This is a genomic window from Methylotuvimicrobium buryatense 5G (assembly GCF_000341735.1).
Classification (GTDB): domain Bacteria; phylum Pseudomonadota; class Gammaproteobacteria; order Methylococcales; family Methylomonadaceae; genus Methylotuvimicrobium; species Methylotuvimicrobium buryatense.
In genome coordinates, this window is record NZ_KB455575.1 from 4,149,857 (window position 1) to 4,175,794 (window position 25,938).

Genomic DNA, 25,938 nt, shown 5'->3' on the forward strand with positions numbered 1-25,938 from the left:
TATGTCGCCAACAGACCGAACAGCCGAACAACCGCTTTTGTTAATCATCGATGACGATCCCGCGATTCGGATCTTGGTTAGCGAGGCATTGGCACCCCATGGGTTTACCGTTGAATCGGCGGAAAGCGGAGAGCGCGGCCTGGTTGTTTATGAGCAAGTTCATCCCGATATTATTTTGCTCGATATCAATATGCCCGGAATCGACGGCATCGAAGTTTGCCGGATAATCAGAGCATTACCCCAAGGGCAGCATGTCCCGATTCTGATCTTGACGGGCTCCGACGACACTCGGTCGATTGAAGAGGCATATCAGGCTGGAGCCAGCGATTTTATTACGAAACCGATCAATTGGCCGGTGCTGATCCACCATGTTCGTTATATGTTGCGCGCCGCACAAGCGCTTAGCGATCAATATAACGACATTCGCTTGCAGGCCTTGTTGTCATCGTTGATGGCATTGAAGTGCGGAACGTTCGATTCGCTCGAAGAAATGGCAAGGCAAACCCTAAATTTGATTGCGCCGGAGCCTTTAGTTCAGTCGTTCAGCCGTTCCTGTGCGCTTTATCTAATGAATGATGAAGGATTGAAGTTCGTTGGTCAAACCGATCCCGGATTAACGCATTATCCTGAGCGAATCGAGGGGTTGTCGACGCAATCATTAGTTGCCGGTAACGGCTTTCCGCCGTGGCAAGCATTGTCATTGATCGAAGCGGACCGGTTATTGGGCGTTTTACTCTATACGCCGGCGACTGATAATGGCGCCGGAGCCCGTATTTTTAAAAGTATTGCGGAAAAATTGACTCACTTGTTGGTACGCATACGGTCGGAGTTGGAAGTTCGGCTAACCGCCTCCGTATTCGCGAATACGTTGGACGGTATTGCAATTACCGATGCTCGTGGCGTGCTGTTGCGAGTCAATAGCGCTTTTGAAGCGATTACCGGATATGCGGCGAAGGATGTGCTTGGCAAAAATATCGGCATTCTTAAATCCGGAAAGCAAGATAAGCTGTTTTATCGCTCGTTATGGAATGGCTTGCAAAAAACCGGGAAGTGGCAAGGCGAGATATGGAATCGGCGTAAAAATGGTGAGATTTATCCGGAGTGGTTGAGTATCACCGCTATTGCCGATGCTCAAGGGAACGTCGCCCAATACATTGCTGTATTTGCCGATATTTCCAACCAAAAGGCACAGGAACAAGAAATCCGCAAGTTAGCCTATTTTGACGATTTGACGGGGCTCGCAAATAGAACCTTATTGAGCGATCGACTGCGGATAGCCTTGGCTCAGTCCGAACGAACGGATGACAGCGTGGCATTATTGTTCATCGATTTGGATCGCTTTAAAAATATCAACGATACATTGGGGCATTCGGTCGGCGATCAGTTATTGATGACGATTGCCGAAAGGCTAAAAGACATGTTCAGAGAAGCCGATACCGTGGCCAGACAAGGCGGCGATGAATTTATTGTTTTGTTGACCAACTTGGGAGGTGATAAGTCCGTTGCCGAACTGCATACGGCCCAGGTAGCAGAGCAGGTGCGTAAGGTATTGGCGTTCCCAATCCATTTGGCGCATCATGAATTGACGGTGACGGGAAGTATCGGTATCGCGTTTTATCCGCACGATGCCGCAACCGGTAACGACCTAATCAAGCATGCCGATACCGCGATGTATGTCGCGAAGGAAAAAGGCCGTAATCGCTTTAAATTATTTCACCCCAGTATGGCGGAAAGAGAGCGGCAACGCTTTACATTGGAAACGCTGTTGAAGAAAGCGATCGAAAACGCCGAGTTCGAGCTTCATTATCAACCGCAAGTCGACATCAGTCTGAAATCGGTCATCGGCGCCGAGTGTTTGATTCGTTGGAACAACGACCAATTAGGATGGGTTTCACCGATGGATTTTATCCCATTGGCAGAGGAAACCGGGTTGATACATGATATTGGTGATTGGGTGTTGGCGACAGCCTGCGAGCGGCTCAGGCACTGGGAGGAAACTCAGGCGCCTTTCAATAAAACCTGCAGCTATTTGGCTGTGAATGTTTCGCCGCGTCAATTTGCTAAAAAAGACTTCGCGCAACGTTTACGGCATATTATTTTGTCTAGTGGGCTTCAGGATTTGTCGATGTTGGAATTGGAATTAACCGAGGGATGCTTGATGCACCATTCTTACGAATCGATCAAAACGCTGGCCCAGTTGCGGAATATCGGGGTTCGAATATCAATCGATGATTTCGGTACCGGTTATTCCAATTTGAGCTATCTCAGAAACTTCCCATTGGATACGCTGAAGGTTGACCAGTCTTTTGTCCGGGACTGTATTGCCGATAGTAAAAGCCGAGCGATTGTTAAAGCCATTATTTCGATGGCCGATGGTCTTGGGTTAAGTACCATCGCGGAAGGTGTTGAAAACCATGAACAGCTAACATTTTTACAAAATCTGGGGTGTCGGGTTTTTCAAGGCTATTTGTTTTCAAAGCCAGTGGCGATCGATGAATTTGAAGCTTTTTTGAACGAGTCAATTTCGGTATTGGCGAATGAGTAGTCAGGTTTTTACCGTGATCGCCGCGGCTATCTTTTAAAGCGAAAGTGCTTGGTTAGGGGCAAGGATATTGCCCCGGTTAGGGTTTAGAATTACAGAAAGAAAAATGCTTGTTTGTTGACTGCCACGAGCGCAATATAAATAAAGCACAGTAAGGCGCCCGCAAATGCCAGCCAGCGTTGATTGCCTTGACTGCGCATCGCCACGATACCTAGGCCGATATAACCAAGCAATGCCACGATTTTGGCAAGGATCCAGCCGAAATCGGCCGAAAGCCAGCCGCCGATAAAAACCAATGAAATTCCGCTAATTAGCAGCACCGTATCGATGACATGCGGGGCAATTTTTAACCATTTTTGCGACAGTAATGCAGAGTGGGTTTCCGACAAGAATATGCGCCCGGTAAAGCTGATGATGGAGAGCGCGACAAAAAGCATGTGGATATGTTTGATCATAGTGATTTTAATTTTCTAGAAAAGGTGATGGCCAAATAGGATGAATGTTCTGCGTATTACTTGAAATCAGGGCATTGTGCACGGAAAGCATGGTAGACACAAAACTAATGACTCTCTAGAGGTGCGGTTTGACTTCTCCTCATTCATTGATCAACAACCAATGTGTTATTTCGTCGAATAATTGTGTTTATTAGCTATACCTTTCGCACTTGAAATTTCGGCATTGCCTAAGGAGGCGCCGGGGTGTCCGACGAAGGCTTTGCCAGCATGGAGCTGGCATAGAGCCTACATGGACGTATTCACGGCGTCCTTTGATGGCACCCCGGTGCCGAATTTTGATCTACGATGGGTATATTTTAGTGGACCCAATGCTTATTCTAGGGTTAGCCGTTGTTTTTTGGCGCCGGTTTACCTGTTTATAACCGCGCGTTAATTTATAACATGCTATGCATTAACGCGCTACTCTCAAGAAAACAGCAGCAATTCCTAGTTTGAGCAGTTTCGCCGATTTTAGGGTATGGGGTATGCCTGTCGAGGAACGCCGTAAACCCATCCATGGGGGCTTGGCGGCAGCTAAGCGCCAAGGATGGTGTGAATGCAGATTTTGCATTACGCCAAGGATGGCGTGTAGTAGGGCAATGCAGGAGCAATTGCCGAGGAGCAAAAATCGACCGAACACCCCGGTACCTCCATACGCTAATGCCGAAATTTGAAGTGAGGTAAGTGTACAGTCATGTTTACCAATTCAAGCCCAGGAGTAAAAATAATACGATAATGGCCGGTGCGACGATATTCGGTAGCCGGCCTTCGTTCCATGGGAAGGTTTGGTTTTCGCCCATCAGATCTTTGATACGGTCATGGACTTGATCCTGCATGTGATAACGTGGGGTCATGATTTTTCTCCGGTTAAGTGGCGGGATGGGTTTTTGTGCCGATAACTGCGCATTTGCCCGATCAATACGCCTTGAATTTCAACTTGATGAGGTTTATAGCGCATTGGTTTTAAACCCGGATTCGCCGAAATCAGTACCGTTTCATGCGGGTACTGTTCGATGATTTTGAGCGTGACTTCCATCTTGTCGATCAATGCTACGACGATTTCGCCGTTAAGGGCGTGGCTGCGTTGTTCGATGACGACCCAGTCGCCGTCGAAAATGCCCTCGTCGATCATCGATTCGCCTTTAACCTGTAAGATATAGCAAGGCTTTTCGGATTTTAGTTGATCTGGGACGTGCATGTAGTTGATATTTTCAATGGCTTCGATCGGTTTGCCGGCGGCGATTGCGCCGACTAACGGTAGCGTATTGCGTTGATCGTTAGCCGAAGGTTCTTTCAGTGCCAAGGCGTGGGCTGTTAAACGGATGCCTCGTTGTTTACGGTTAGGAGCTTCAACTAGGCCGGCACTAATGAGTCCTTGAATATGTTTGTGCAGCGAGCCTCTCGATTTTAGTCCGATAGCGGCGCATAATTCGTCGAGTGTCGGTGGATGTGTAAAGTCTTGTTGATCGAGTAAAAAATCAAACACTTCTTGTTGTTTACGGGTTAAGTTGAAAGGATGCATAGTTTGTTCTCTATCTGTTTTGAAAAATAGTATACAAAGAACAAATAGAAAACAATATCTATTTTTATTATGTTTTTCGAATGGCTATGACGACAGAAAAAAAATTATCGGAATGGCATGAGCCGATGCGGCAGTGGCGGCGGCATTTGCATCAATTTCCTGAAACCGCATTCGAGGAAAACGAAACGGCGCGTTTTATTGCCGCAAGATTAAGGGAGTTCGGGCTTGATGTGCATGAAGGATTGGGGGAAACCGGTGTTGTGGCGAGTTTGGAAGCTGGCACGAGCTCTCGAAAAATTGCGCTAAGAGCGGACATGGATGCGTTGTTTATTCAAGAGCAAAATACGTTTGCGCATCGTTCGAAGCATGATGGAAAAATGCATGCATGCGGGCACGATGGTCATAGTGCGATGCTACTCGGTGCGGCAGGATATTTAAGTCGGCATCCTCAATTCGATGGAACCGTATATTTTATTTTTCAACCGGCCGAAGAAGGCAGGGCCGGTGCGAAACGGATGATCGATGACGGTTTGTTTAAGTTGTTTCCAGTCGATTTCGTGTTCGGTATGCATAATTATCACGATATTCCGGAAGGACAATTTGCCGTCAAATCCGGCCCGATGATGGCTTCGTTCGATTGTTTCGAGATTGTTGTCACAGGGCGTGCCACACATGCCGCAATGCCGCATTTAGGCAACGATGCTATTGTCGCCGCGGCGCAAGTGATCGGTGCTTTACAAACCATTGTTAGCCGTACGGTCGACCCGCTCAATTCGGCGGTAGTCAGCATTACGCAGATTCATGGGGGTGATACTTGGAATGCCTTACCCGAGTCGGTCGTGTTGCGCGGTACGTTTCGATGCTTTACACCAGCGGTGCAGGAATTGATTGTCGATAAGATTAGAAAGACGGTCGAAGGAATTTGTGCGGGATTGGGCGTTAGCGGGTCGATTGCGTTCAATCCCGAGAATCCGGGGTATCCGGTGTTGGTCAACGCGCCGAATGCGACCGAATTGGCATTGCTGGCGGCAGCAAAGGTAGCGGGAAGCGAAGGAGTCGATTTGTGCCCGGTACCGAGCATGGGCTCGGAGGACTTTGCTTTTATGCTGCAGCAGGTGCCTGGGTGTTATGTATGGATCGGTAATGGCCCCTCGGAAGGCAGTTGTTTATTGCATAATCCGCATTACGATTTTAACGATGCAATTTTACCGATGGGAGCCGCCTATTGGGTTAGCTTGGTGGAAACGGTTTTGCCGGCGGAAGTTTAACGGGACGATTAGTTTTTGTCTTCATTCGGCAGGGTTAACAAGTGACTCATTTTTTCGACTTTGGTGGTCAAGTAAGCGCGGTTGTCGTTATGGAAAACCGATTCGATCGGGATGCGATCCTCGACTTTGATGCCGAGTTGAGTCAATGCATCGATTTTTCTCGGGTTATTGGTAATCAATTGGATCGAATCGACGCCTAAGTCTTGTAGCATTAACGCGGCGAAAGTATAGTCGCGCTCGTCGTCCAAATGACCTAAATGAATGTTGGCATCGACCGTATCCATGCCTTGGTCTTGTAAGTTATAAGCCTGCAGTTTTTTCAATAACCCGATACCGCGCCCCTCTTGGCGTAAATAAATCAACACGCCTTGCCCCGCGTTGCTGATAATCTGCAGTGCCTTGTCGAGCTGTTCGCCGCAGTCGCAACGTCGCGAACCGAGAACGTCGCCGGTAAAGCATTCGGAATGGATGCGAACCGGAATTCGGCTTTGGTTTGCGATTGAGCCCTTTACGAAGGCTACATGCTCCTTAGTGTCGATGTTGTTGCTGTAGTAATGTAGAACAAATTCGCCGTAACGGGTTGGAATGCGGGTTTGAACAAGATTTTTTATCTGAGGCTTCACGTCGTTTAATCGAAATAATGTAATGGGCTGTATTTTAACAGCAATTCCCAGTTTGAGCAGTTTCGCCGATTTTAGGGTGTGGGGTATGCCTGTCGAGGAACGCCGTAAACCCATCCATGGGGGCTTGGCGGCAGCTCCCTGCTGCCGACATCCTCGCCAAGCATACCCCACACCCTTTTTGATCTCCAAATTGGGAATTGCGGGTATTTTAACTAATTCGTCCAGTTCGTAGCGAAAAACTTTAGAATTTTTCAGCAATTCTCGGTTTATGCATTTTCGGCGGTTTAGGGTGTTTGTGATGATTATGATATTCTTTTATTGAAGTCGGACTTTGCGCGGATGTGGCGGCAAGTTTAGATATACTCATCGTAGATCAAAATTCGGCACCGGGGCCCGTCAAAGGACGCCGTGAATACATCCATGCTGGCAAAGCCTTTGCCGAGCACCCCGGCGGCGCTTTAGGGACTGCCAAAATTTGAAGTGCGAAAGGTTTATAAGAGCTGCTTGGCTTGAAGAGACGGGTTATGAAAGAAGCAAAATATTTTTTAGGGCAGATCGTTCATCATAAATTGTTTAATTACCGTGGGGTTATCTACGATGTCGATTTCGAGTTTCGCGGCGGCGAAGAATGGTACGAAAAAGTCGCGCGCAGTCGACCCGCAAAGAATCAACCTTGGTATCATGTCTTGGTCGATAATGCCAGTCACCAAACCTATGTCGCGGAATGCAATTTGATGGTCAGTCAGAACAAGCAGCGCATTCATAATCCGATGGTAGATTACTATTTTGACGATTTTGACAACGGGGTTTATTCGTTGCATGTCATGAAGAACTGATCGGGCAAACGAGAGTTGTTCGTCGATCGAGTTTATTTTCGCGCTTGTATTAGTTTAATAATGTCGCCGCTGCTTGAGTCGACATGAATCGAACTGAAGCCGGAGGCTTGTACGTTTTTGATCGTTTGCCGATTGATGTTTGCGCCGAGCAATGAAACCGTCAACGGGTTCAATAGATTCATCAAGCGAGCAAGCAAAGGTCTTGAGCTTAAAACGTGTTCGAGCAGCACGATTTGTCCGCCCGGTTTTAAGACTCGATGCAATTCTTTGAGCCCTTTTCTGGGCGAGGGTACCGAGCAAAATACGAAAGAGGCAATCACGGTATCGAAACAATTGTCGGCAAATTCAAGCGATTCGACATCCATTACATGAAGATCGACATCGATCTGTTTTCGGTTTTTTTTGTGTCTTGCGATATCTAGCATTTTGCCGCTGAAGTCGATTGCGGTTATCCGAGCGCCATGCGGATAATAATCGAAGTTTTTACCGGTGCCGACGCCAATTTCAAGAATATGCTCGCCTTCGGCTTTGGCCCATAAGCGTTTGCGCCATTTTTTGAAAAATAAGCCTTCCATGACGGCTTCAAGGCTGTCGAAATAAGGCGCTAGTCGGTCATAGCGTTTTTTGATCGAGAGGCTGTCCGGTTTCATATCATCTCCTTGTCATCGCGCATTAAAGAACTCGAATTGGTTGATCCTAATTAAAGCATTTCACCATGAAGGTGATGAAGAATAGCTTCTTACCCGTTTGTGTAAAACTTTCGTTCACCCGAAAAATTAGTGGGGTGCTAAAGCAACCTATTGAATTTAACTAATATACTGCATGTGCTTTATGGTTAAACTACCGACTTTACTGTGAAAGTTCGTAGATTCGGACTCCTTATCTAATTTTTCGATATACAAAACTCCGTTCTGGCAATGCCGGTTCCTGAGAGGGTGCGGTTGCTCGACCGACAGGCGTCGGCGGCAAGGCAGATTTTTGCTCCTCGGCAATTGCTCCTGCATTGCCCTAATACACGCCATCCATGGCGTAATGCAAAATCTGCATTCATGCCATCCCTGGCAATCTGACAGCCGCCGTCGAGCCTACATGGACGTATTTACGGCGTACTGTCGGGCGAGTGATCGCACCCTCCACCAACGCCACGCGCTTTCATTTGCCGGGCCTTCATGAACGTTAGGTTTATAGTACACACGCATCAAGTTTCAGCTTTTTATCTCCCTCATCCTAACCTTCTCCCAAAGGGAGAAGGTATTGACGTGCCGAAATTTGATCTACGATGAACGATGGGCTTAATCCGCGTGTTTATAAAGTCTTGAACACTTTTGCCGCGATATCCAGCGTTTCATCGATGATCTCGTCACTATGCGCGGCTGAAACGAAACCGGCTTCGAAGGCCGACGGAGCCAGATAAACACCATTGTCGAGCATTGAGTGGAAAAAGCGTTTGAAACGGTCTTGATCGCATTGAGCGACTTGTGCAAACGAAGTGATTTGCTTGTCTTCGCTGAAAAACAAGCCGAACATGCCTCCGACGACATTGCTTGAAAGGGGTATTCCTGCTTGGCTGGCGCGGTCTTTCATGCCATTGACGAAACGGGTCGTTTTCTCGGTTAAAATTTCGTAGAAGTCCGGTTTCGCAATCAGCTCGAGTGTTTTCAGTCCCGCGGCCATGGCGACCGGGTTGCCCGAGAGTGTACCGGCTTGGTAAACCGGACCGATCGGTGCGAGATATTCCATGACTTGTCGTTTGCCGCCAAAAGCGCCGACCGGCATGCCACCGCCGATGACTTTACCGAGCGTGGTCAGGTCGGGCGTGATGTTGTAAACCCCTTGTGCGCCATGCAATCCTACACGGAATCCGGTCATTACTTCATCGAAAATCAATAGCGCGCCGGATTCGTCGCAGACTTGGCGTAGCGTTTCGAGAAAACCGGAAACCGGCGGGATGCAATTCATATTGCCGGCGACCGGTTCGACGATGATGCAAGCGATGCTGTCGCCGATTTTTTTGAATAACTCGACGACAGATTCGTTATCGTTGTAGGTTAACGTGATCGTATTTTCCGCCAGGGCCGCAGGAACGCCCGGCGAACTCGGTACTCCGAATGTTAGTGCTCCCGAGCCGGCCTTGACCAAGAGCGAGTCGGAATGGCCGTGATAACAACCTTCGAATTTAACGATTTTGTCGCGTCCGGTGAAGCCGCGGGCTAAGCGAATCGCGCTCATTGTCGCTTCGGTGCCGGAGCTAACCATTCTAACCAACTCGATCGACGGCATCAGTTCGCAAACGGCTTGAGCAATGCGGGTTTCAATTTCGGTCGGCGCACCGAAGCTAAGACCTTTTTGGGCGGTTTCAGTGACGGCAGCGATCACTTCAGGATGGGCGTGTCCTAGAATCAGTGGTCCCCAGGAGCCGACATAATCGATGTAACGCTTGTTTTCGCTATCGAAAATATAAGGGCCGGAAGCATGGTCGATGAAAACCGGTGTGCCGCCGACGCCGCCGAATGATCTAACCGGCGAATTGACGCCGCCGGGAATGACTTGTTTTGCTGCGGAGAATAGATCGTTTGAATGGGTCATGATTTTTTTTGAATTAGAGCGGGTCAAAGTATAACCATCGTAGATGAAAATTCGGCCTTGGGGTACCCGTCAAAGGACGCCGTAAATACTTCCATGTAGGCTCTATGCCAGCTCCATGCTGGCAAAGCCTTTACCTAGCACCCCAAGGCCTCCTCCGACAATGCCGAAATTTGAAGTGCGAAATATATACTTGTAAAGGACTGATGGTTTCGACTCCTATTGTACTAGGGTATACAAAGACATGAAATCATCATATTATTGTTTCGTTTGGCCTTAAGTATCTAAACTTTAAAACTATTATCAAAACAATGCATTATATAAAAAATATTAGTCTAGTGTGGGGCGTCTTGTTGACGGGCTTTTTTTTGATCGCCGGATGCTCGGACGATAAGTCTTCTTCGAGGCCTTCGGAGCCCGTCAAAACCAAAGCTCATGTCAAGTTTGATCACGCGCATGGGAGCGAAGTCAGCGATTTGGTCAAGCATCAATTCGAACACCAATTTGCCGATCAATGTGTGGAAAGGGAAGTTAAGAATTCAGTCAATAAAGAACTCGACAGAAAACGTTTTGCCGAACCTTGCATGTGTATCGCGACTTATCTGCTCAAGGATTTGACGGCTAAGGAAGCCGAGCTATTCGTCAAAGAAAATAAAAATACGCAGTCTCTTAGGATTAAATTCGAAAGCGCCGCATACCATTGTCTGCAAAAAAAAGCCCAACCGAAAAGTCCTAATCTATTCGGTAAGCGCTAACTAGTTCTAGCGCTTACGTTTAAAATTCGGCGCTTGGCGGTGAAGGTTCATGCAACATCCGCCGGCGCTGAATTCTGATTTAAAGCAAGTTAAAAACCTCAGGCAAAAAAAACTCGTTTACCAGTAGCGGTTTTTGGCGGATGGCGTATACGGTTCTTCTTGCCCAAAGCGGTTGTTCGATATGGGCTTCGTTGACGGCAAAGGGCGTCCAAAGCGGGGGGGCGATAAGCGCGAAATCCATTTCCAGTCTGGCTAACTTAGGATAAGAAAAAATCACTTCTCCCAATGGTTTAGTGCCAAGGTGGGCTAGGTTCCGCCGAGCGGCTTTGATTGTTTTTTCTGGAATCAGCGTACGAGCTAAGACTAGCGGCCTGCCGTCGGCATGTAATAACACCTCGCGGGTTAAGGTGTAACGTCCCGGATTGAGATTGAGCCGTTCGCGCTCGCTCAAAAAAGGCAGGCGCCGGCAATTGAGTAGTATTTTTACTTTGACGGCATCGCCGTAGTAGCTGCGCAATCGTTGCGTGATCGATCCGGGCTCGTAGATCCAGGATTGCGCTGACAGCGGAATCGTATGGTGCTCTCCGGGGCGACTGACGATCCAGTTCGGTTCTTGTGTTAATAAAAGGCTTTTAATCGGCAAGCGTATCATACCTCGGCATAATTGACGGTTTCTCCGAGCCAGCGTTTGATTAACGGTTGAACGGCATCGGGGGAATGGTGTAGCAGCGATTCGGCAATCGTTGGGATATTATCCAGTAGATCCGTGTCTCGATCCAAATCGGCGATTTTAAATTGCATTTGCCCGGTTTGCCGGGTGCCCATGACTTCGCCCGGTCCGCGTAGTTCCAGGTCTTTTTCGGCAATCATAAAGCCGTCGTTTGTGTCTCTTAGAATACCGAGCCGATGTCTCGCCGTGTCGGAGAGAGGGGATTGATAGAGTAGCAAACAATAACTATCGTCTTTGCCCCGGCCGACCCGTCCTCGTAGCTGGTGAAGTTGAGATAGGCCCAAGCGTTCCGGATTTTCGATGATCATGAGTCCGGCGTTAGGAACATCCACGCCAACTTCGATGACGGTGGTCGCGACTAAAAGATCGATTCGGTGGCTCTTAAAGTCTTGCATCACGGCATCCTTGTCGGCGGCTTTCATGCGTCCGTGTACTAGTCCAATGCGAATGTCCGGTAATACTTGGGTGAGTAGTTCAGCGGTTTTTTCGGCGGCTTCGCATTGTAAGGCCTCGGATTCTTCGATCAAGGTGCAGACCCAGTAGGCTTGCCGTTTGTGAGCGACCCAGTGGCCGATACGGGCGATGACCTCTTCGCGGCGTTCGGAGGGGATGACGCTGGTGACGATGGGCTTTCTGCCGGGCGGTAATTCGTCGATGATCGAGATATCGAGGTCCGAGTATTGTAGCATAGCCAAGGTTCGCGGGATCGGCGTGGCGGTCATGACCAGCTGATGCGGACGAATGCCGGCGTTACGCCCCTTGTCTCTGAGCGCCATACGTTGATGCACGCCGAAGCGGTGCTGTTCGTCGATGACGATCAGTCCCAGCTTTTTAAAGGTGACGGATTCTTGAAACAGTGCGTGTGTGCCTATCACGATGCCGGCAGAGCCATCTTCGAGCGTTTCGAGCGTGGTCTTTCGGGTATTGCCTTTGATTTGCCCGGTCAAGAAGATGATTTGAGTCTGAAATCGCTCGAACCAGGCGCTAAAATTTCGAAAATGTTGTTCGGCCAACAATTCGGTCGGTGCCATGACCGCGACTTGATATCCCGCTGCCAACGCGAGTAAGGCGGCGTATGCCGAAACGACGGTTTTACCGGAGCCGACATCGCCTTGTACCAGGCGTAACATGGGTTGTTGTCGACTACAATCGGCTTCGATTTCAGTGATGACGCGTTGTTGCGCACCGGTCAATTGGAATGGCAGCGATTTCAGAAAATGCCGCCGGGTCGTCTCGTCAATAGAAAAAGGAGGAGCGAGTTGTTCGCGGGCTTGTTCACGGACGACTCTCAAGCTGAGGTGATGACTGAGAAGTTCTTCAAAGGCTAAGCGTTTTCGCGCCGGATTATCGTTTTGGAGTAATGTCTCGGCGGTCGTCTGTTCGCTTGGGGCATGCAGGAAGTTGATTGCCTCGATCAGCGTAGGATAATTGAAACGCTGTAAAAGCGATTCCGGTAACCAATCGGTCAAGTTTTTAAGGTGCAGGTTTAGCGCTTGTTTGATTGCTTTCCTAAGTAAGGATTGGCTTAAACCTTCGGTCAGCGGATAAACCGGCCTCAAGGTGTCTTCGGTGACGGATTGTTTCGGGTTGCTAAGGATTTTATAGTCGGGATGGATCATTTCCAAGCCCGCATAGCCGTGCCGGACTTCCGCGAAACAACTGATGCAGGTTCCCGGGCTCAACTGTGTCAGTTGTGCGGCGCTAAAATGAAAAAAACGCAGATTAATGAAGCCTGTACCGTCGCCGATTCGGCAAATCAGACTTTTACGGCCGCGCAGCAGCGTGTCGGTTAATTCAATCTTGCCTTTGATCAAGGCGGTCACCCCCGGTTTTAGGGCGCCAATTGCTTGGATTCGAGTTCTATCCTCATAGCGGTGGGGGAGGTGGAAGATAAGATCCTGACAGGTTCGGATGCCCAGCTTTTCTAGCTTGCTTGCCGTTTGCTTGCCGATGCCGCCCAATGAAGCGACCGATTGATCAAGCGGATCGGTACGGTCCATCGTAGAGTGTCGGTTTTATGCCGGATAGAGTTCGTTACGTAAATGCATGACCGCGTCAATTTCTACGCCAACACCTTTCGGTAATGCAGCGACTCCGATCGCGGCACGGGCCGGGTAGGGTTCGCTGATGAATTCGCCCATGACTTCGTTGACAATTGGGAAATTGGAGAGGTCGGTTAAATAAACATTCAATTTGACGATATCCGTTAAATCGCCGCCAGCCGCTAATGCGACCGCTTTCAAGTTATGGAACACTTGGGTGATTTGGTTACGAATGTCTTCCGAGACAACGTCCATGGTTTTAGGGTTCAAGGGGATTTGACCGGATAAGTAAACGGTATTGTCGACCTTAACGGCCTGTGAATAAGTGCCGATGGCTTGTGGCGCGTCCTGGGTATGGATGATTTTTTTGTTCATGAGTAGGATTTTAGTTTGAGTTTTTATCTAGGCCTTGACTCGCGTAATCTTTAGAACGATCGTCAATTTTTTCAGGCGCCTCATAATATTGGCTAAATGAACTCGATCTTTAACGGTGAGTGTGATCAAATCGACCGAGACTCGGTCGTCCTGATCGACTACCGTGACGTTTTCGATATTCGAATCCATTTCTGAAATGGTTGCAGCGATAGTCGCGAGCGTTCCTCGTTGATTGAGTATCTCGATGCGAATTTCAGCCGGAAATTCTCCACTGGTATCCTTGCTCCATTCGACATCCAGCCAACCGGTTTGTTTTTTTCTTGAATCGCTGCTGTTTCTGCATTCATGATGATGAACGACGATGCCGCGTCCGGGGTTGAAAAAACCGACGATCGAATCGCCCGGTATCGGGCGACAACATTTGGCCAGTGTGACGACCATGCCTTCTGTGCCTTTGATAATTAGCGGGCTGTTGACGCCTTGTTCGTTATCGTCGAGTCTAACCGCCGACGAGATGTCGTCTTGACTCAAGCGTTTGGCGACCAAAAACGGCATTTTATTACCGAGTCCAATGTCTTCGAGTAAGGCGTCCATCGAGTTGACCGACAACACCTCCAAAAGTTTGTTCACGCGTTCCGATGGAATGGTGTCCAATTGTAAGTTCATGCCTTGTAATTCCTTTTCCAGGAGGCGGCGTCCGAGGTTGATCGCTTCTTGTTGTTTAAAGTTCTTCAGATAGGCGCGGATGCTGCTGCGAGCCTTCGCGGTGACGACATAGTTTAACCAGAGCGGATTGGGGCGAGCCCAAGATGTGGTGATGACTTCGACGGTTAAGCCGTTTTCGAGTTGCGTTTGCAACGGCACCAGTTGTTTATCGACCCGAGCCGAGACGCAGGAATTGCCGATATCGGTATGTACCGCATAAGCGAAGTCGACGATCGTTGCTCCGCGTGGCAATTTGATAATACCGCCTTGAGGCGTGAATACGAAGACTTCTTGGGGGTAAAGATCGATTTTGAGATTGTCGATAAACTCCATGGAGTTACCGGCCGACTTGTGAATCTCCAGTAATTCGCGCAGCCATTCATTAGCTCGGGCTTGGGCATGCTCGGTTTTTTCGCTATCCGCTTTATCGCTATCGGATTTATAAAGCCAATGCGCGGCAATGCCCGATTCCGACATTCGGTGCATTTCATGAGTTCTGATTTGAATTTCAATAGGGACGCCGTAAGGGCCGATCAATATGGTATGCAGAGACTGGTAGCCATTGGCCTTGGATAGTGCGATATAATCCTTGAATCGTCCGGGGACCGGATTATACAGATTATGTACGATGCCCAGTGCGCGATAGCAGGTGTCGGGCTGATCGCAAAGAATTCTAAAGGCATAAACGTCGAACACGTCGGCAAAGGATATTTTTTTGTTCAGCATTTTTTGATAAATGCTATAAAGATTCTTTTCACGCCCTTCGACTTCGCATTCCAAGCCGGCTTCGCGTAGGCGGTTTTTAATCGAATTCTGGATGATTTCGACGATTTCTCTTCGATTCCCTCGAGCTTTTTTGACGGCATTTTTTAAGACCGCATGTCGACCGGGGTATAAGGCTTTAAATCCGAGGGATTCCAGTTGATGGCGGATATGATTCATGCCCAGCCGGTTAGCGATGGGGGCATAAATATCGAGTGTTTCGCGCGCGATGCGGCGTTTTTTTTCGGGTGGCATCGAGCCTAAGGTTTGCATGTTATGCAGACGGTCGGCTAGTTTGACCATGATGACACGCAAATCTTTAGTCATGGCCAAAAACATTTTTCGGACATTTTCCGCTTGAGCTTCAGCGCGCGATTTACTGTCGATTTTGCTCAGCTTTGTAACGCCGTCTACCAGTTCGGCCACTTCCATGCTAAACAAGCGGCCGAGGTCTTCCTTGCTGACGTGCGTGTCTTCGATGACATCATGCAGTAGCGCTGCCATGATACCTTTCGCATCCATGCGCATTTCCGCCAGGCTAATGGCCACGGCGATAGGGTGGCAAATGTAAGCTTCTCCGCTCTTTCGGAATTGGCCGGCATGCGCCTCCGCGCCATACTGATAGGCCCTACAGATATCGTTGATTTGGGCTTGATCCATATAGCTTTCCAGAGTCGAGCATAAACGCCGGATCAGTTTATCCTGAGGGCGTTCGAGTTCGAGACTGTCAGCTAGTTGTAACATGGCTTTATTTAGAATGTTAAATCGGCTTCGGTGTCGTCACCGGTACGATGCAGCAGATTGATGTTGTCGGCATTGACATGACCTGCAGCAATTTCGCGTAAAGCAAGTACTGTGTCTTTGTCCTTGCCGCGCGGGACAAATTCTTCCGCATTCTTGCTTAATTGGCGGGCGCGTTTACTTGCTAACAACACCAGTTTAAAACGGTTTTCGACGTGCTCAAGACAGTCTTCGATAGTGACTCTGGCCATAGTGATCCTGTGAAACAATAAATATCGGCCCTTTGGGCCGGATGAAAAGGGCATCCATTATAAAAGGAAACGCTGATTAAATCAGCGTTTCAATAAAAGACTCTAATAACTCTTTTGCAGTTCAAATTACGAACGGTTTGTAACAGTCGCGAGTGCCTGAGGCAATGGTGTTAAGCTTAAGCGGGCGGTAATTCCGAAGATGCGATAAGCTTTTTACCGGGCTCGTTGCCTCGTAGTGTTATCGGATGATACGGATTTTCTCAGGCGCGTTGTTTTAAAACGGCTACGGCCGGTAATTCTTTGCCCTCCAAAAATTCAAGAAAAGCGCCGCCGCCGGTCGAAGCATAGGATACTTTTTCTTCGATGCCATATTTGTCGATTGCCGCTAGCGTATCACCACCGCCGGCAATTGAAAAGCCACTGCTGTCGGCAATGGCTTTGGATAGGGCTTCGGTGCCGCCACCGAATTGATCGAATTCGAAAACCCCGACCGGACCGTTCCACACGATTGTGCCGGCCGATTTTAAAATGTCGGCATAAAGCGCGGCAGTTTCAGGGCCGATATCCATAATCAAATCGTCGTCTTGAACATCGGCGACTTTTTTGACTGTTGCGGCGGCGTTTTCCGAAAACTCTTTTGCGCAAACCACATCGACCGGCACCGGGATTTCAGCTCCGTTACGTTTGGCTTGATCCATCAATCGGTTTGCTTCATCGATTAAATCGGCTTCATAAAGGGATTTTCCTACCGGAAATCCGGCGGCAGCAATAAAGGTATTGGCAATACCGCCACCGACGATGAGTCGGTCGACTTTTTGCGATAGGGATTCGAGTACGGTGAGCTTGGTCGAAACCTTCGAGCCGCCTACGATTGCGACCAGAGGCCGGTCTGGGCTTTCCAATGCTTTGCCTAAGGCGTCCAATTCTTTAGCTAATAAGGGGCCGGCGCAAGCGATCGGTGCAAATTGCGCAACGCTGTGCGTGGACGCTTGGGCTCGATGTGCGGTGCCGAATGCGTCCATTACAAAAATATCGCATAGGGCAGCCATTTTTTTGCCAAGCTCTTCGCTGTTTTTCCCTTCGCCTTTATTGAAGCGTACGTTTTCGCATAAAACCACTTCACCCGGCTGTATTTCGATACCGTCGATCCAGTCTTTTTCTAGGCGTACGGGGCTGCCAAGTAAGCCTTGCAAATGTTCGGCAACCGGTTTCATCGAGGCTTCTTCGCTGTAAACGCCTTCTTCGGGACGGCCTAAGTGCGACATCAGAATGACTGCGGCACCGGCTGATAAGGCGTGTTTAATAGTGGGCAGGCTGGCTTGTATGCGGATGTCGCTAGCCACTTTCCCGTTTTTGATGGGGACATTTAAGTCTTCACGAATCAATACGCGTTTACTTGATAAGTCCAGATCGACCATTTTTTTTATCGACATATGTTTGGCTCCTGATGCTGAGTTGAGATAGGGTTTAAAATGTAGCTAAGGAACGAGCATGAAATAACTTAGACAACTGTTGGAGGGGGTTTGGTGGCTCGATTGACAGGTGTCGGCGGCAGGGATAGCCGCCGTCAAGCCTACATGGACGTATTCACGGCGCCCTGTCAAGCGAGTCACCAAACCGCCACAAAGCCTACTACTTGTATAAGTTACTTTGTGCATATTCCTAATCAAATTTATGCGCTGTAAGCTCGTCAAAGGACGCCGAGGCCTTCGCGCCTAAATTATGGATGATTTCGATTCATAGCTAATGACCTATGGAGTTTAGTTGCAAGGTGAATGCGGATATTGCACGGAGCAAAAATCCACACTGCTCCGAGATGAATATGGCAAATTAGTCGCGTGATCTAAAGTTGTATTATTGTAGCAAAATAGCAGCGCCTATCATTGCCGCGCCGATCAAAATCGTAGTCAATGTGGTATTTTGGTTACGTTCGATTTGTTTGCGTAATAAATGCAATTCGCGGTTTTGTTGATCCATTTGCGCGCGGGCATGACCTGCGTCGTTCAATGCCTTGATAACCAGTGCCGGGATTTCCGGGAATTGCTCTGCGAGTTCGGGAAACTGTTGCAAGGCTTTTTGTATTTTGGCTTTCGGGCCTAGACGTTCGTGAAACCATTTTTCCAGAAATGGTTTCGCGGTTTGCCATAAATCTAGTTCAGGATAAAGTTGGCGGCCGAGTCCTTCAATATTAAGCAGGGTTTTTTGCAGTAGCACCAGTTGTGGTTGAACATGCATGTCGAAGCGCCGGGCGGTTTGAAACAAACGCAGCAATAAGTGTCCGAAAGAGATATCCTTGAGCGGTTTTTCGAAAATCGGTTCGCAAACACTTCGGATTGCCGATTCAAAGTCTTCGACACGCGTCGTTCCGGGAACCCAGCCTGATTCGACATGCATTTGCGCAACGCGGCGGTAATCCCGATTGAAAAAGGCTAGAAAGTTTTCAGCCAAGTAGCGCTGATCGGATTCCGACAGCGTGCCGACGATGCCGAAATCGACAGCGAGATATTTGGCAGGGAGTTCGACGAAAATATTGCCGGGATGCATGTCGGCATGAAAAAAATTATCGCGAAAGACTTGCGTGAAAAAAATTTCGACGCCGCGTTCGGCAAGCAGTTTGAAGTCGGCATTGCCGGCTCGCAATTGTTCGATGTTGCCGACCGGTATGCCTTTGATGCGTTCCATGACCATGACTTTTTGGCGAGTCAACGGCCAATGTACTTCCGGCACATAAATCATTTCCGAGTGTTCGAAATTACGGCGCAGCTTAGCGGCGTTGGCGGCTTCTCTGACTAAGTCGAGTTCATCTAGTGTCGATTTCTCGAATTCCATAACAACTTCCCGAGGCCTTAATCGTCGGGCATCGCTCCAAAAGCGTTCGGCAAAGCGAGCTAATTCGTATAGCAAGCCGACATCGGACCGGATGCGCTGTTCGATGTCGGGTCGTAATACCTTGACGATGACCTGTTCACCGTTATTTAACACGGCAGTATGCACTTGTGCGACCGAGGCCGACGCTAGCGGTTCGTCGTCGAATTCGGCGAAAGCCTCGCTGATCGGTATTCCCAATTCTTTTTCGATAATTGCACGGGCAATACTACTGGAAAACGGAGGAACCTTGTCTTGCAACTTGACCAGTTCATCCGCGATATCTTCAGGGAGTAGGTCCTTACGGGTGGATAAGGCTTGTCCGAATTTTACATAGATGGGGCCTAAATCTTCGAGTGCACGACGAATTCTGACGCCGCGTGATTCTGTTCCGCGCCGTAGCCAAAAGGTAGGCGATAAAAAGACTAAATACCGAATTGGCCGGAATAAATGCGTTTTTAGGACAATTTCATCAAGGCCGTGGAAGACCAGGACCCAGTTGATATGAATCAGGCGCAGCAATATTTTTGGGCGGATCACTGAGTTACCTTGTAGTAATATTGTCGTGGATGGATCAAAGGGGTTGGTTTGTATATAGGGTTAAGGCTGTTCGGTATGGGTAATCTCAAGATTTTCTAGACGGCTTTGTAATCGGTCAAGATCGGTTTGCAGGTCGCTGATTTTACGGTAGAAAATATCGGTCTCTGGTTTTGCGGGTAAGTCTCGAGCTTCCTCCTGAAGAAATTCCGTTAGGTTGAGCCGGAAGCTTTCGAGTATGTCGCCGGTCCAACTTTGGCCGGTACGAAAGAATCGGCCTATGCGATGAGCAATGATATCGCCGGTATAACGCGATAGTATTTCTTCGAGGTCGATATCTATCTTTTCGAAAAGGTTAATGAATGCATTCCCGACTTCATTATCACCGCTGATTTCGATCAAGTCGTTGAATAATGTGCTTCCCAAGCCTTTTGCGCCGAATGCTAGTGCTGTGCCGGTCAATAACGTGTCGGCCGGGGTCGGGTAGTCGTCTAAGACCTGAATAGCGGTTTCCGAAGGGCAAAGATAGAGTGTTTCATTGAATGGCCGGAGGGTAATGCCGATCACTTTGCCGGTTAGCGGAGCCAGTAAATAACTAGCATCGCGGTCAAGTGCGACGAAGCGATTCAAGGCGGCTTCGAATACGCTAAGCAGTAGGGGTTTTACGGTCATGAGCGAGTCGTCGGTAAATTGGGGAGGCATTATTAGATTTTATAGCCTCTATGTACCGCCACGATGCCTTGCGTTAAATTAAAATATTCGCAGCGTTCAAGGCCTGCGTTTTCCATCATTTTTTTGAGGTCGTCTTGTTTCGGATGCATGCGGATCGATTCGGCTAAATACCGGTAGCTCTCTTCGTCCTTTGCAACGAACTTTCCGATTTTAGGCATCAAGTTGAATGAATAAAAGTCGTAAACCTTTTCGGTCAATTTGTCGGTCGGGTGGGAAAATTCCAGCACGATGACCCTTCCGCCCGGTTTTAACACGCGATACATCGATCTTAATGCAGCGTCTTTGTCGGTAACGTTGCGGAGCCCAAAGCCGATACAAACACAGTCGAAGGAGTTGTCCTCGAAAGGTAGGCATTCCGCATTGACTTGCGCGAAGCGAATGTTGCCGATGATGCCGTGGTCGATCAGGCGATCGCGACCATTACGCAGCATTTCTGCGTTGATGTCTGCGAGGACTACCTGCCCTTTTTTGCCGACGCGTTTTTCGAAGAGCATTGTCAGGTCGCCGGTGCCGCCGGCCAGGTCAAGTACACTTTCACCGCTACGGACGTTGCTGAGTTGTACGGCTATGCGTTTCCAAACGCGATGAATGCCGAACGACATTAAATCGTTCATGATATCGTATTTGCCGGCCACGGAGTCAAATACACCCCGGACCATTTGAACTTTTTCTTCCTTAGCGACTTGTTTAAAGCCGAAATGAGTTGTGTTTTCGTTTGTCATGATTGTATCCGGTTAGGCGCTAATTAGTGATCGAATTTAGCCGAAAGCAAGGCTGTTGTTCCGAAGACGAGGAGTTTAGTCGACAAAAGCTACAGCCGAATTGCCGCCTTGTCATCGAGCATGACTCGCACGATATAGAGTGGGTTACTGATGATGGGGTTGTCCCGCCGTTTCGAGTTTATCCAAGTATGCAGCCCATAGCTCCTTGTATTCCGAGCCTAATTTATAAAGTAGCGGCCAAGTGTAAATGCCACTGTTATGACCGTCGCTAAAAAACGGGGTTACCGCGTAATTGCCGACCGGTTTAAGTTCGTTGATGGTGACGTTTTCTTTGCCTATTTGTAATATTTCTTGTCCGGGTCCATGGCCTATCGCTTCCGCCGAAGGGGTGTAGACGCGAAGGTATTCATAAGGCAACGAAAAGGTTTGTCCGTCGTCGAAACTAATTTCCAAAATTCGTGAATTCTGGTGTAGCTTGATTTCGGTTGGTGTTGTGTCGATTTCTTGTACGATCAGGCGCATAAGTTTAGAGTATGTATCGGCTTAAGTCTTCATCCTGAGCTAACTCGGCTAGATGTGCGTCGACATAGCCGGCGTCAATCGTGATCGATTGCTCGGTTAAATCCGGTGCGTTAAACGATATTTCCTCCAGTAAGCGCTCCAATAGGGTATGCAATCTTCTTGCGCCAATGTTTTCCGTTGTTTCATTGACTTGCCAGCCAAGTTCGGCAATGCGTTGAATGCCGTCTTGAGAGAAATTTAACAATACACCTTCGGTAGCTAATAAGGCTTGATATTGCTCGGTCAATGAGGCGTCCGGTTCTGTTAGGATACGAACAAAGTCATCGGCGGTTAGGGCGTCGAGCTCAACTCGGATAGGAAAGCGGCCCTGCAGTTCTGGGATGAGGTCCGATGGTTTGGTTAAATGAAAGGCGCCTGAGGCAATGAATAAAATATGATCGGTTTTGATTGTGCCATATTTTGTGCTGACCGTGCTGCCTTCGACCAGTGGCAACAAATCGCGTTGAACACCCTCGCGGGAAACCTCTCCGCCACCGCTACTCATTTCGGAACGTTTACAAATTTTATCGATTTCGTCTAAGAAAACTATACCGTTTTGTTCCACTGCGTCAACCGCGCGTAGCTTGATATCTTCTTCATTAACCAGTTTGGCGGCTTCTTCTTCTTGCAGGGCTTTCAAGGCATCCTTGATTTTCAATTTACGAGTGCTTTTTCGGCTGCTACTGAGATTTTGAAACATCCCTTGTAATTGACTGGTCATTTCTTCCATGCCGGGAGGAGCCATGATTTCAACGCCGAGCGGGGCTATGCGGACATCGATTTCAATTTCCTTATCGTCCAGCTCTCCTTCACGTAGCTTTTTGCGCATTTTTTGACGCGTGGACGACTCAGTTTCGGAAAGCATGCCACCACTAGCGCTCGGTAATAAGATGTCGAGTACTGATTCTTCAGCAGCATCGGCTGCCCTGTTTTGAACCTTATCCATCTCTTCTTGGCGAGTCATTTTTACCGCGGTATCGACGAGATCGCGAATGATCGATTCAACGTCGCGACCCACATAGCCCACTTCGGTAAATTTAGTGGCTTCTATCTTTATGAATGGCGCGTTCGCAAGTTTGGCTAAGCGTCTGGCGATTTCGGTTTTGCCGACGCCGGTGGGGCCAATCATCAGGATGTTTTTCGGAGTGATTTCATCGCGTAGAATGCCGCTAACTAGACTGCGACGCCAGCGATTACGTAGCGCGATTGCGACAGCTCGCTTAGCATTAGCTTGTCCTATGATGTGTTTATCCAGTTCGTGGACAATTTCTCTTGGTGTCATTTGGCTCATTCGGTCTGCTCTTTAGGTTCGGCGTCGAGTTCTTCAATACGCAAGTTATGGTTCGTATAAATGCATATGTCTGCAGCTATATTGAGAGAGCGTTCAACAATTTCACGCGCACTAAGTTGAGTGTTTTCTAACAAAGCCCGGGCCGCTGATTGAGCATAAGGTCCTCCTGAGCCGATAGCAATGAGGTCGTGTTCCGGTTCAATGACATCTCCGGTGCCTGATATGATCAAAGAGGACTTCGCGTCCGCAATAGTAAGCAAGGCTTCAAGCCTGCGCAAAGCGCGATCGGTACGCCAATCCTTAGCCATTTCCACGGCTGCGCGAGTTAAATTGCCTCGATGTTTTTCCAGCTTGCCTTCAAAATGCTCAAATAAGGTAAATGCATCGGCCGTGGCTCCGGCGAAACCCGCAATAACTTTATCGTGATATAAGCGTCGAACTTTGCGTGCGTTGCCTTTCATCACAGTGTTGCCAAGCGTGACCTGGCCGTCACCGCCAATGACAACTTTATCGCCGCGTCGGACGGAAAGAATGGTTGTTCCTCTGAAGTTCACTTCTAATTTCCAGTCTATAGTTATTAAAGTATGGCAATTCTACCTGTCTTATTCCATATAAGGAAAAGAATCTGAATCGTTGTCATGGATATAATACAAAATATGGGTTGCACTCTTGAAATTTCAATAGGCGTAAAGCGAAAGTATAAGTTAATTAGATTCCTGCGGGTTTGATTTGAGAGCTAAAATTTGGATATTCATATAATAAAGTATAAATGGATTGTGTCTGTTTGGTTTTGCTCGACGCTTGGGATGATGTTGTATGCTTCTTGTCAGGATTTGGTGCGTTTTTTATTAAGAGCAAAAAGCAGGCTGGGTGCAGTGGTTGTGGTTTGTCTCTATTGTTGGTTTTTGCTAATCAATTCCCGCGCGTATACGCAGAGTGTGTTAGGTGGAGTTTGCTTCGGAAAACTTTCAGAGGTCATCAGGTTGATTTAAAGGGAAAAATTAGTCATCGGAGAAAAAAGATCAAAACAAGCTTGACTCAAAATTAAGAATCCTGTTTAATACGCGCTCTTTCACGGTGCGCCTAGGTAGCTCAGTCGGTAGAGCAGAGGACTGAAAATCCTCGTGTCGGCAGTTCGATTCTGCCCCTGGGCACCAATGAAAGATTTATTTAACTAAACAGTTAAATAAAAAAATAAAGTTTGACATTGAGTTTTGCCTCTGTATAATAGGCGGGCTCAACGGGAGAGAAAGTCTTCCAGCTCTTTAACAAGCAGATCAAAATAATTTGTGTGGGTGCTTGTGGCGGGTAGCTTAGCGGTTAAAGCTATTCGACGCAAGAACAACACGTTAATTCAAGTAGATTACGTTTAATTCTTAGTCGAGCCAAGATTGGTGACTGATCTTATTTAGTCACAAACCATATTAAACTGAAGAGTTTGATCATGGCTCAGATTGAACGCTGGCGGTATGCTTAACACATGCAAGTCGAACGGTAACGGTCCTTCGGGAGCCGACGAGTGGCGGACGGGTGAGTAACGCGTAGGAATCTGCCTGGTAGTGGGGGACAACGTGGGGAAACTCACGCTAATACCGCATACGCCCTGAGGGGGAAAGCGGGGGATCTTCGGACCTCGCGCTATCAGATGAGCCTGCGTTGGATTAGCTAGTTGGTAGGGTAAAGGCCTACCAAGGCGACGATCCATAGCTGGTCTGAGAGGACGATCAGCCACACTGGGACTGAGACACGGCCCAGACTCCTACGGGAGGCAGCAGTGGGGAATATTGGACAATGGGCGCAAGCCTGATCCAGCAATACCGCGTGTGTGAAGAAGGCCTGAGGGTTGTAAAGCACTTTCAATAGGGAGGAAAAAGCGTTGGCGAATACCCGATGCCTTGACATTACCTATAGAAGAAGCACCGGCTAACTCCGTGCCAGCAGCCGCGGTAATACGGAGGGTGCGAGCGTTAATCGGAATTACTGGGCGTAAAGCGTGCGTAGGCGGCTGTTTAAGTCAGATGTGAAAGCCCCGGGCTTAACCTGGGAACGGCATTTGATACTGGGCAGCTAGAGTTTAGGAGAGGAGAGTGGAATTTCCGGTGTAGCGGTGAAATGCGTAGAGATCGGAAGGAACACCAGTGGCGAAGGCGGCTCTCTGGCCTAAAACTGACGCTGAGGTACGAAAGCGTGGGTAGCAAACAGGATTAGATACCCTGGTAGTCCACGCCGTAAACGATGTCAACTAGCCGTTGGGTCTTTATTGAGACTTAGTGGTGCAGCTAACGCATTAAGTTGACCGCCTGGGGAGTACGGCCGCAAGGTTAAAACTCAAATGAATTGACGGGGGCCCGCACAAGCGGTGGAGCATGTGGTTTAATTCGATGCAACGCGAAGAACCTTACCTACCCTTGACATCCAGAGAATCTGTTAGAGATAGTGGAGTGCCTTCGGGAACTCTGAGACAGGTGCTGCATGGCTGTCGTCAGCTCGTGTCGTGAGATGTTGGGTTAAGTCCCGTAACGAGCGCAACCCTTATCCTTAGTTGCCAACAGGTCAAGCTGGGAACTCTAGGGAGACTGCCGGTGATAAACCGGAGGAAGGTGGGGACGACGTCAAGTCATCATGGCCCTTATGGGTAGGGCTACACACGTGCTACAATGGCCGGTACAGAGGGCAGCGAACTTGCGAGAGTAAGCAAATCCCAGAAAGCCGGTCCTAGTCCGGATTGCAGTCTGCAACTCGACTGCATGAAGTCGGAATCGCTAGTAATCGCGAATCAGAATGTCGCGGTGAATACGTTCCCGGGCCTTGTACACACCGCCCGTCACACCATGGGAGTGGGTTGCAAAAGAAGTAGGTAGTTTAACCTTCGGGAGGGCGCTTACCACTTTGTGATTCATGACTGGGGTGAAGTCGTAACAAGGTAGCCCTAGGGGAACCTGGGGCTGGATCACCTCCTTACAAAGACAGCAAGCGTTCGTCATAAGTACCCACAACAAAT

At 48.6% G+C, this 25,938-nt stretch carries 22 protein-coding genes, 1 tRNA gene and 1 rRNA gene; 6 read left to right on the top strand and 18 right to left on the bottom strand.

What is annotated here, in order from left to right; genetic code table 11:
• Position 1: 1 nt before the first annotated feature.
• Positions 2–2,545, top strand: coding sequence for a two-component system response regulator (locus tag METBU_RS24695; protein ID WP_017842057.1), 2,544 nt, complete (start codon positions 2–4; stop codon positions 2,543–2,545).
• Between the two features lie 89 nt (positions 2,546–2,634).
• Here METBU_RS24695 and METBU_RS0118610 read toward each other — a convergent pair whose 3' ends face one another.
• The 3 genes from METBU_RS0118610 to lexA all read right to left on the bottom strand — a co-directional run bounded on the left by METBU_RS0118610 (position 2,635) and on the right by lexA (position 4,558).
• Positions 2,635–2,997: a SirB2 family protein gene (locus METBU_RS0118610; protein WP_017842058.1), complete on the bottom strand. Its 363-nt coding sequence runs from the start codon at positions 2,995–2,997 to the stop codon at positions 2,635–2,637.
• Between the two features lie 737 nt (positions 2,998–3,734).
• The gene (locus tag METBU_RS28250) at positions 3,735–3,890 is read right to left on the bottom strand and encodes a hypothetical protein (protein WP_014149976.1); all 156 of its coding nucleotides are present in this window, start codon (positions 3,888–3,890) and stop codon (positions 3,735–3,737) included.
• Positions 3,887–4,558 carry a transcriptional repressor LexA gene (lexA, locus tag METBU_RS0118620; RefSeq protein WP_017842059.1) on the bottom strand — a complete coding sequence of 224 codons (672 nt, stop codon included), beginning with the start codon at positions 4,556–4,558 and terminating at the stop codon, positions 3,887–3,889. Before lexA ends, METBU_RS28250 begins: the two co-directional genes overlap by 4 nt.
• A gap of 86 nt (positions 4,559–4,644) precedes the next feature.
• On the opposite strand from lexA, the gene METBU_RS0118625 reads away from it, so the two are divergent.
• A complete protein-coding gene (locus METBU_RS0118625; RefSeq protein WP_017842060.1) occupies positions 4,645–5,826 on the top strand; it encodes a M20 aminoacylase family protein in 1,182 nt (393 codons plus the stop codon).
• 8 nt (positions 5,827–5,834) lie between these two features.
• Here METBU_RS0118625 and ribA read toward each other — a convergent pair whose 3' ends face one another.
• The gene (ribA, locus tag METBU_RS24700; protein WP_083877788.1) at positions 5,835–6,449 is read right to left on the bottom strand and encodes a GTP cyclohydrolase II; all 615 of its coding nucleotides are present in this window, start codon (positions 6,447–6,449) and stop codon (positions 5,835–5,837) included.
• A gap of 524 nt (positions 6,450–6,973) precedes the next feature.
• Here ribA and hspQ point away from each other — a divergent pair.
• Entirely contained in the window at positions 6,974–7,285 is a 312-nt protein-coding gene (hspQ, locus tag METBU_RS0118635; RefSeq protein ID WP_017842062.1) for a heat shock protein HspQ, read from the top strand.
• 32 nt (positions 7,286–7,317) lie between these two features.
• On the opposite strand, the gene METBU_RS0118640 is transcribed toward hspQ, so the two are convergent.
• On the bottom strand, positions 7,318–7,935 hold the full coding sequence (locus tag METBU_RS0118640; protein WP_017842063.1) for a class I SAM-dependent methyltransferase: 618 nt from the start codon (positions 7,933–7,935) through the stop codon (positions 7,318–7,320).
• 655 nt (positions 7,936–8,590) lie between these two features.
• A complete protein-coding gene (gene hemL / locus METBU_RS0118645; RefSeq protein WP_017842064.1) occupies positions 8,591–9,871 on the bottom strand; it encodes a glutamate-1-semialdehyde 2,1-aminomutase in 1,281 nt (426 codons plus the stop codon).
• A gap of 308 nt (positions 9,872–10,179) precedes the next feature.
• Here hemL and METBU_RS0118650 point away from each other — a divergent pair, with 308 nt between their 5' ends.
• Entirely contained in the window at positions 10,180–10,623 is a 444-nt protein-coding gene (locus tag METBU_RS0118650) for a hypothetical protein (RefSeq protein ID WP_014149968.1), read from the top strand.
• A gap of 79 nt (positions 10,624–10,702) precedes the next feature.
• Here the strand turns inward: METBU_RS0118650 and METBU_RS0118655 are convergent, their stop codons facing one another.
• The 12 genes from METBU_RS0118655 to hslV form a co-directional block, all read right to left on the bottom strand.
• On the bottom strand, positions 10,703–11,275 hold the full coding sequence (locus METBU_RS0118655; protein WP_017842065.1) for a chorismate--pyruvate lyase family protein: 573 nt from the start codon (positions 11,273–11,275) through the stop codon (positions 10,703–10,705).
• Positions 11,272–13,353 carry an ATP-dependent DNA helicase RecG gene (gene recG / locus METBU_RS0118660; protein WP_017842066.1) on the bottom strand — a complete coding sequence of 694 codons (2,082 nt, stop codon included), beginning with the start codon at positions 13,351–13,353 and terminating at the stop codon, positions 11,272–11,274. Before recG ends, METBU_RS0118655 begins: the two co-directional genes overlap by 4 nt.
• Before the next feature lie 15 nt (positions 13,354–13,368).
• On the bottom strand, positions 13,369–13,770 hold the full coding sequence (locus METBU_RS0118665) for a RidA family protein (RefSeq protein ID WP_017842067.1): 402 nt from the start codon (positions 13,768–13,770) through the stop codon (positions 13,369–13,371).
• A 27-nt stretch (positions 13,771–13,797) separates the two neighbouring features.
• A complete protein-coding gene (locus METBU_RS0118670; protein ID WP_017842068.1) occupies positions 13,798–15,981 on the bottom strand; it encodes a RelA/SpoT family protein in 2,184 nt (727 codons plus the stop codon).
• Between the two features lie 8 nt (positions 15,982–15,989).
• The gene (gene rpoZ / locus METBU_RS0118675; protein ID WP_017842069.1) at positions 15,990–16,229 is read right to left on the bottom strand and encodes a DNA-directed RNA polymerase subunit omega; all 240 of its coding nucleotides are present in this window, start codon (positions 16,227–16,229) and stop codon (positions 15,990–15,992) included.
• 260 nt (positions 16,230–16,489) lie between these two features.
• Entirely contained in the window at positions 16,490–17,662 is a 1,173-nt protein-coding gene (locus METBU_RS0118680; RefSeq protein WP_017842070.1) for a phosphoglycerate kinase, read from the bottom strand.
• A 421-nt stretch (positions 17,663–18,083) separates the two neighbouring features.
• Positions 18,084–19,634 (bottom strand): ubiquinone biosynthesis regulatory protein kinase UbiB, encoded by a 1,551-nt coding sequence (ubiB, locus tag METBU_RS0118685; protein ID WP_014149961.1) that lies wholly within the window; start codon positions 19,632–19,634, stop codon positions 18,084–18,086.
• A 60-nt stretch (positions 19,635–19,694) separates the two neighbouring features.
• Positions 19,695–20,303, bottom strand: a complete 609-nt coding sequence (locus METBU_RS0118690; RefSeq protein WP_040575874.1) for a ubiquinone biosynthesis accessory factor UbiJ — start codon at positions 20,301–20,303, stop codon at positions 19,695–19,697.
• 32 nt (positions 20,304–20,335) lie between these two features.
• Positions 20,336–21,085, bottom strand: coding sequence for a bifunctional demethylmenaquinone methyltransferase/2-methoxy-6-polyprenyl-1,4-benzoquinol methylase UbiE (ubiE, locus tag METBU_RS0118695; RefSeq protein WP_017842072.1), 750 nt, complete (start codon positions 21,083–21,085; stop codon positions 20,336–20,338).
• 144 nt (positions 21,086–21,229) lie between these two features.
• Entirely contained in the window at positions 21,230–21,607 is a 378-nt protein-coding gene (locus METBU_RS0118700; RefSeq protein WP_017842073.1) for a gamma-butyrobetaine hydroxylase family protein, read from the bottom strand.
• A 4-nt stretch (positions 21,608–21,611) separates the two neighbouring features.
• Positions 21,612–22,937 (bottom strand): ATP-dependent protease ATPase subunit HslU, encoded by a 1,326-nt coding sequence (hslU, locus tag METBU_RS0118705; RefSeq protein ID WP_017842074.1) that lies wholly within the window; start codon positions 22,935–22,937, stop codon positions 21,612–21,614.
• Positions 22,934–23,491, bottom strand: a complete 558-nt coding sequence (gene hslV / locus METBU_RS0118710) for an ATP-dependent protease subunit HslV (protein ID WP_017842075.1) — start codon at positions 23,489–23,491, stop codon at positions 22,934–22,936. Before hslV ends, hslU begins: the two co-directional genes overlap by 4 nt.
• Before the next feature lie 527 nt (positions 23,492–24,018).
• Here hslV and METBU_RS0118715 point away from each other — a divergent pair.
• Both METBU_RS0118715 and METBU_RS0118720 read left to right on the top strand, forming a co-directional pair.
• Positions 24,019–24,094 (top strand) — tRNA-Phe (locus tag METBU_RS0118715).
• A 269-nt stretch (positions 24,095–24,363) separates the two neighbouring features.
• Positions 24,364–25,898 (top strand): 16S ribosomal RNA (locus METBU_RS0118720).
• The last annotated feature ends 40 nt before the right edge of the window (positions 25,899–25,938 follow it).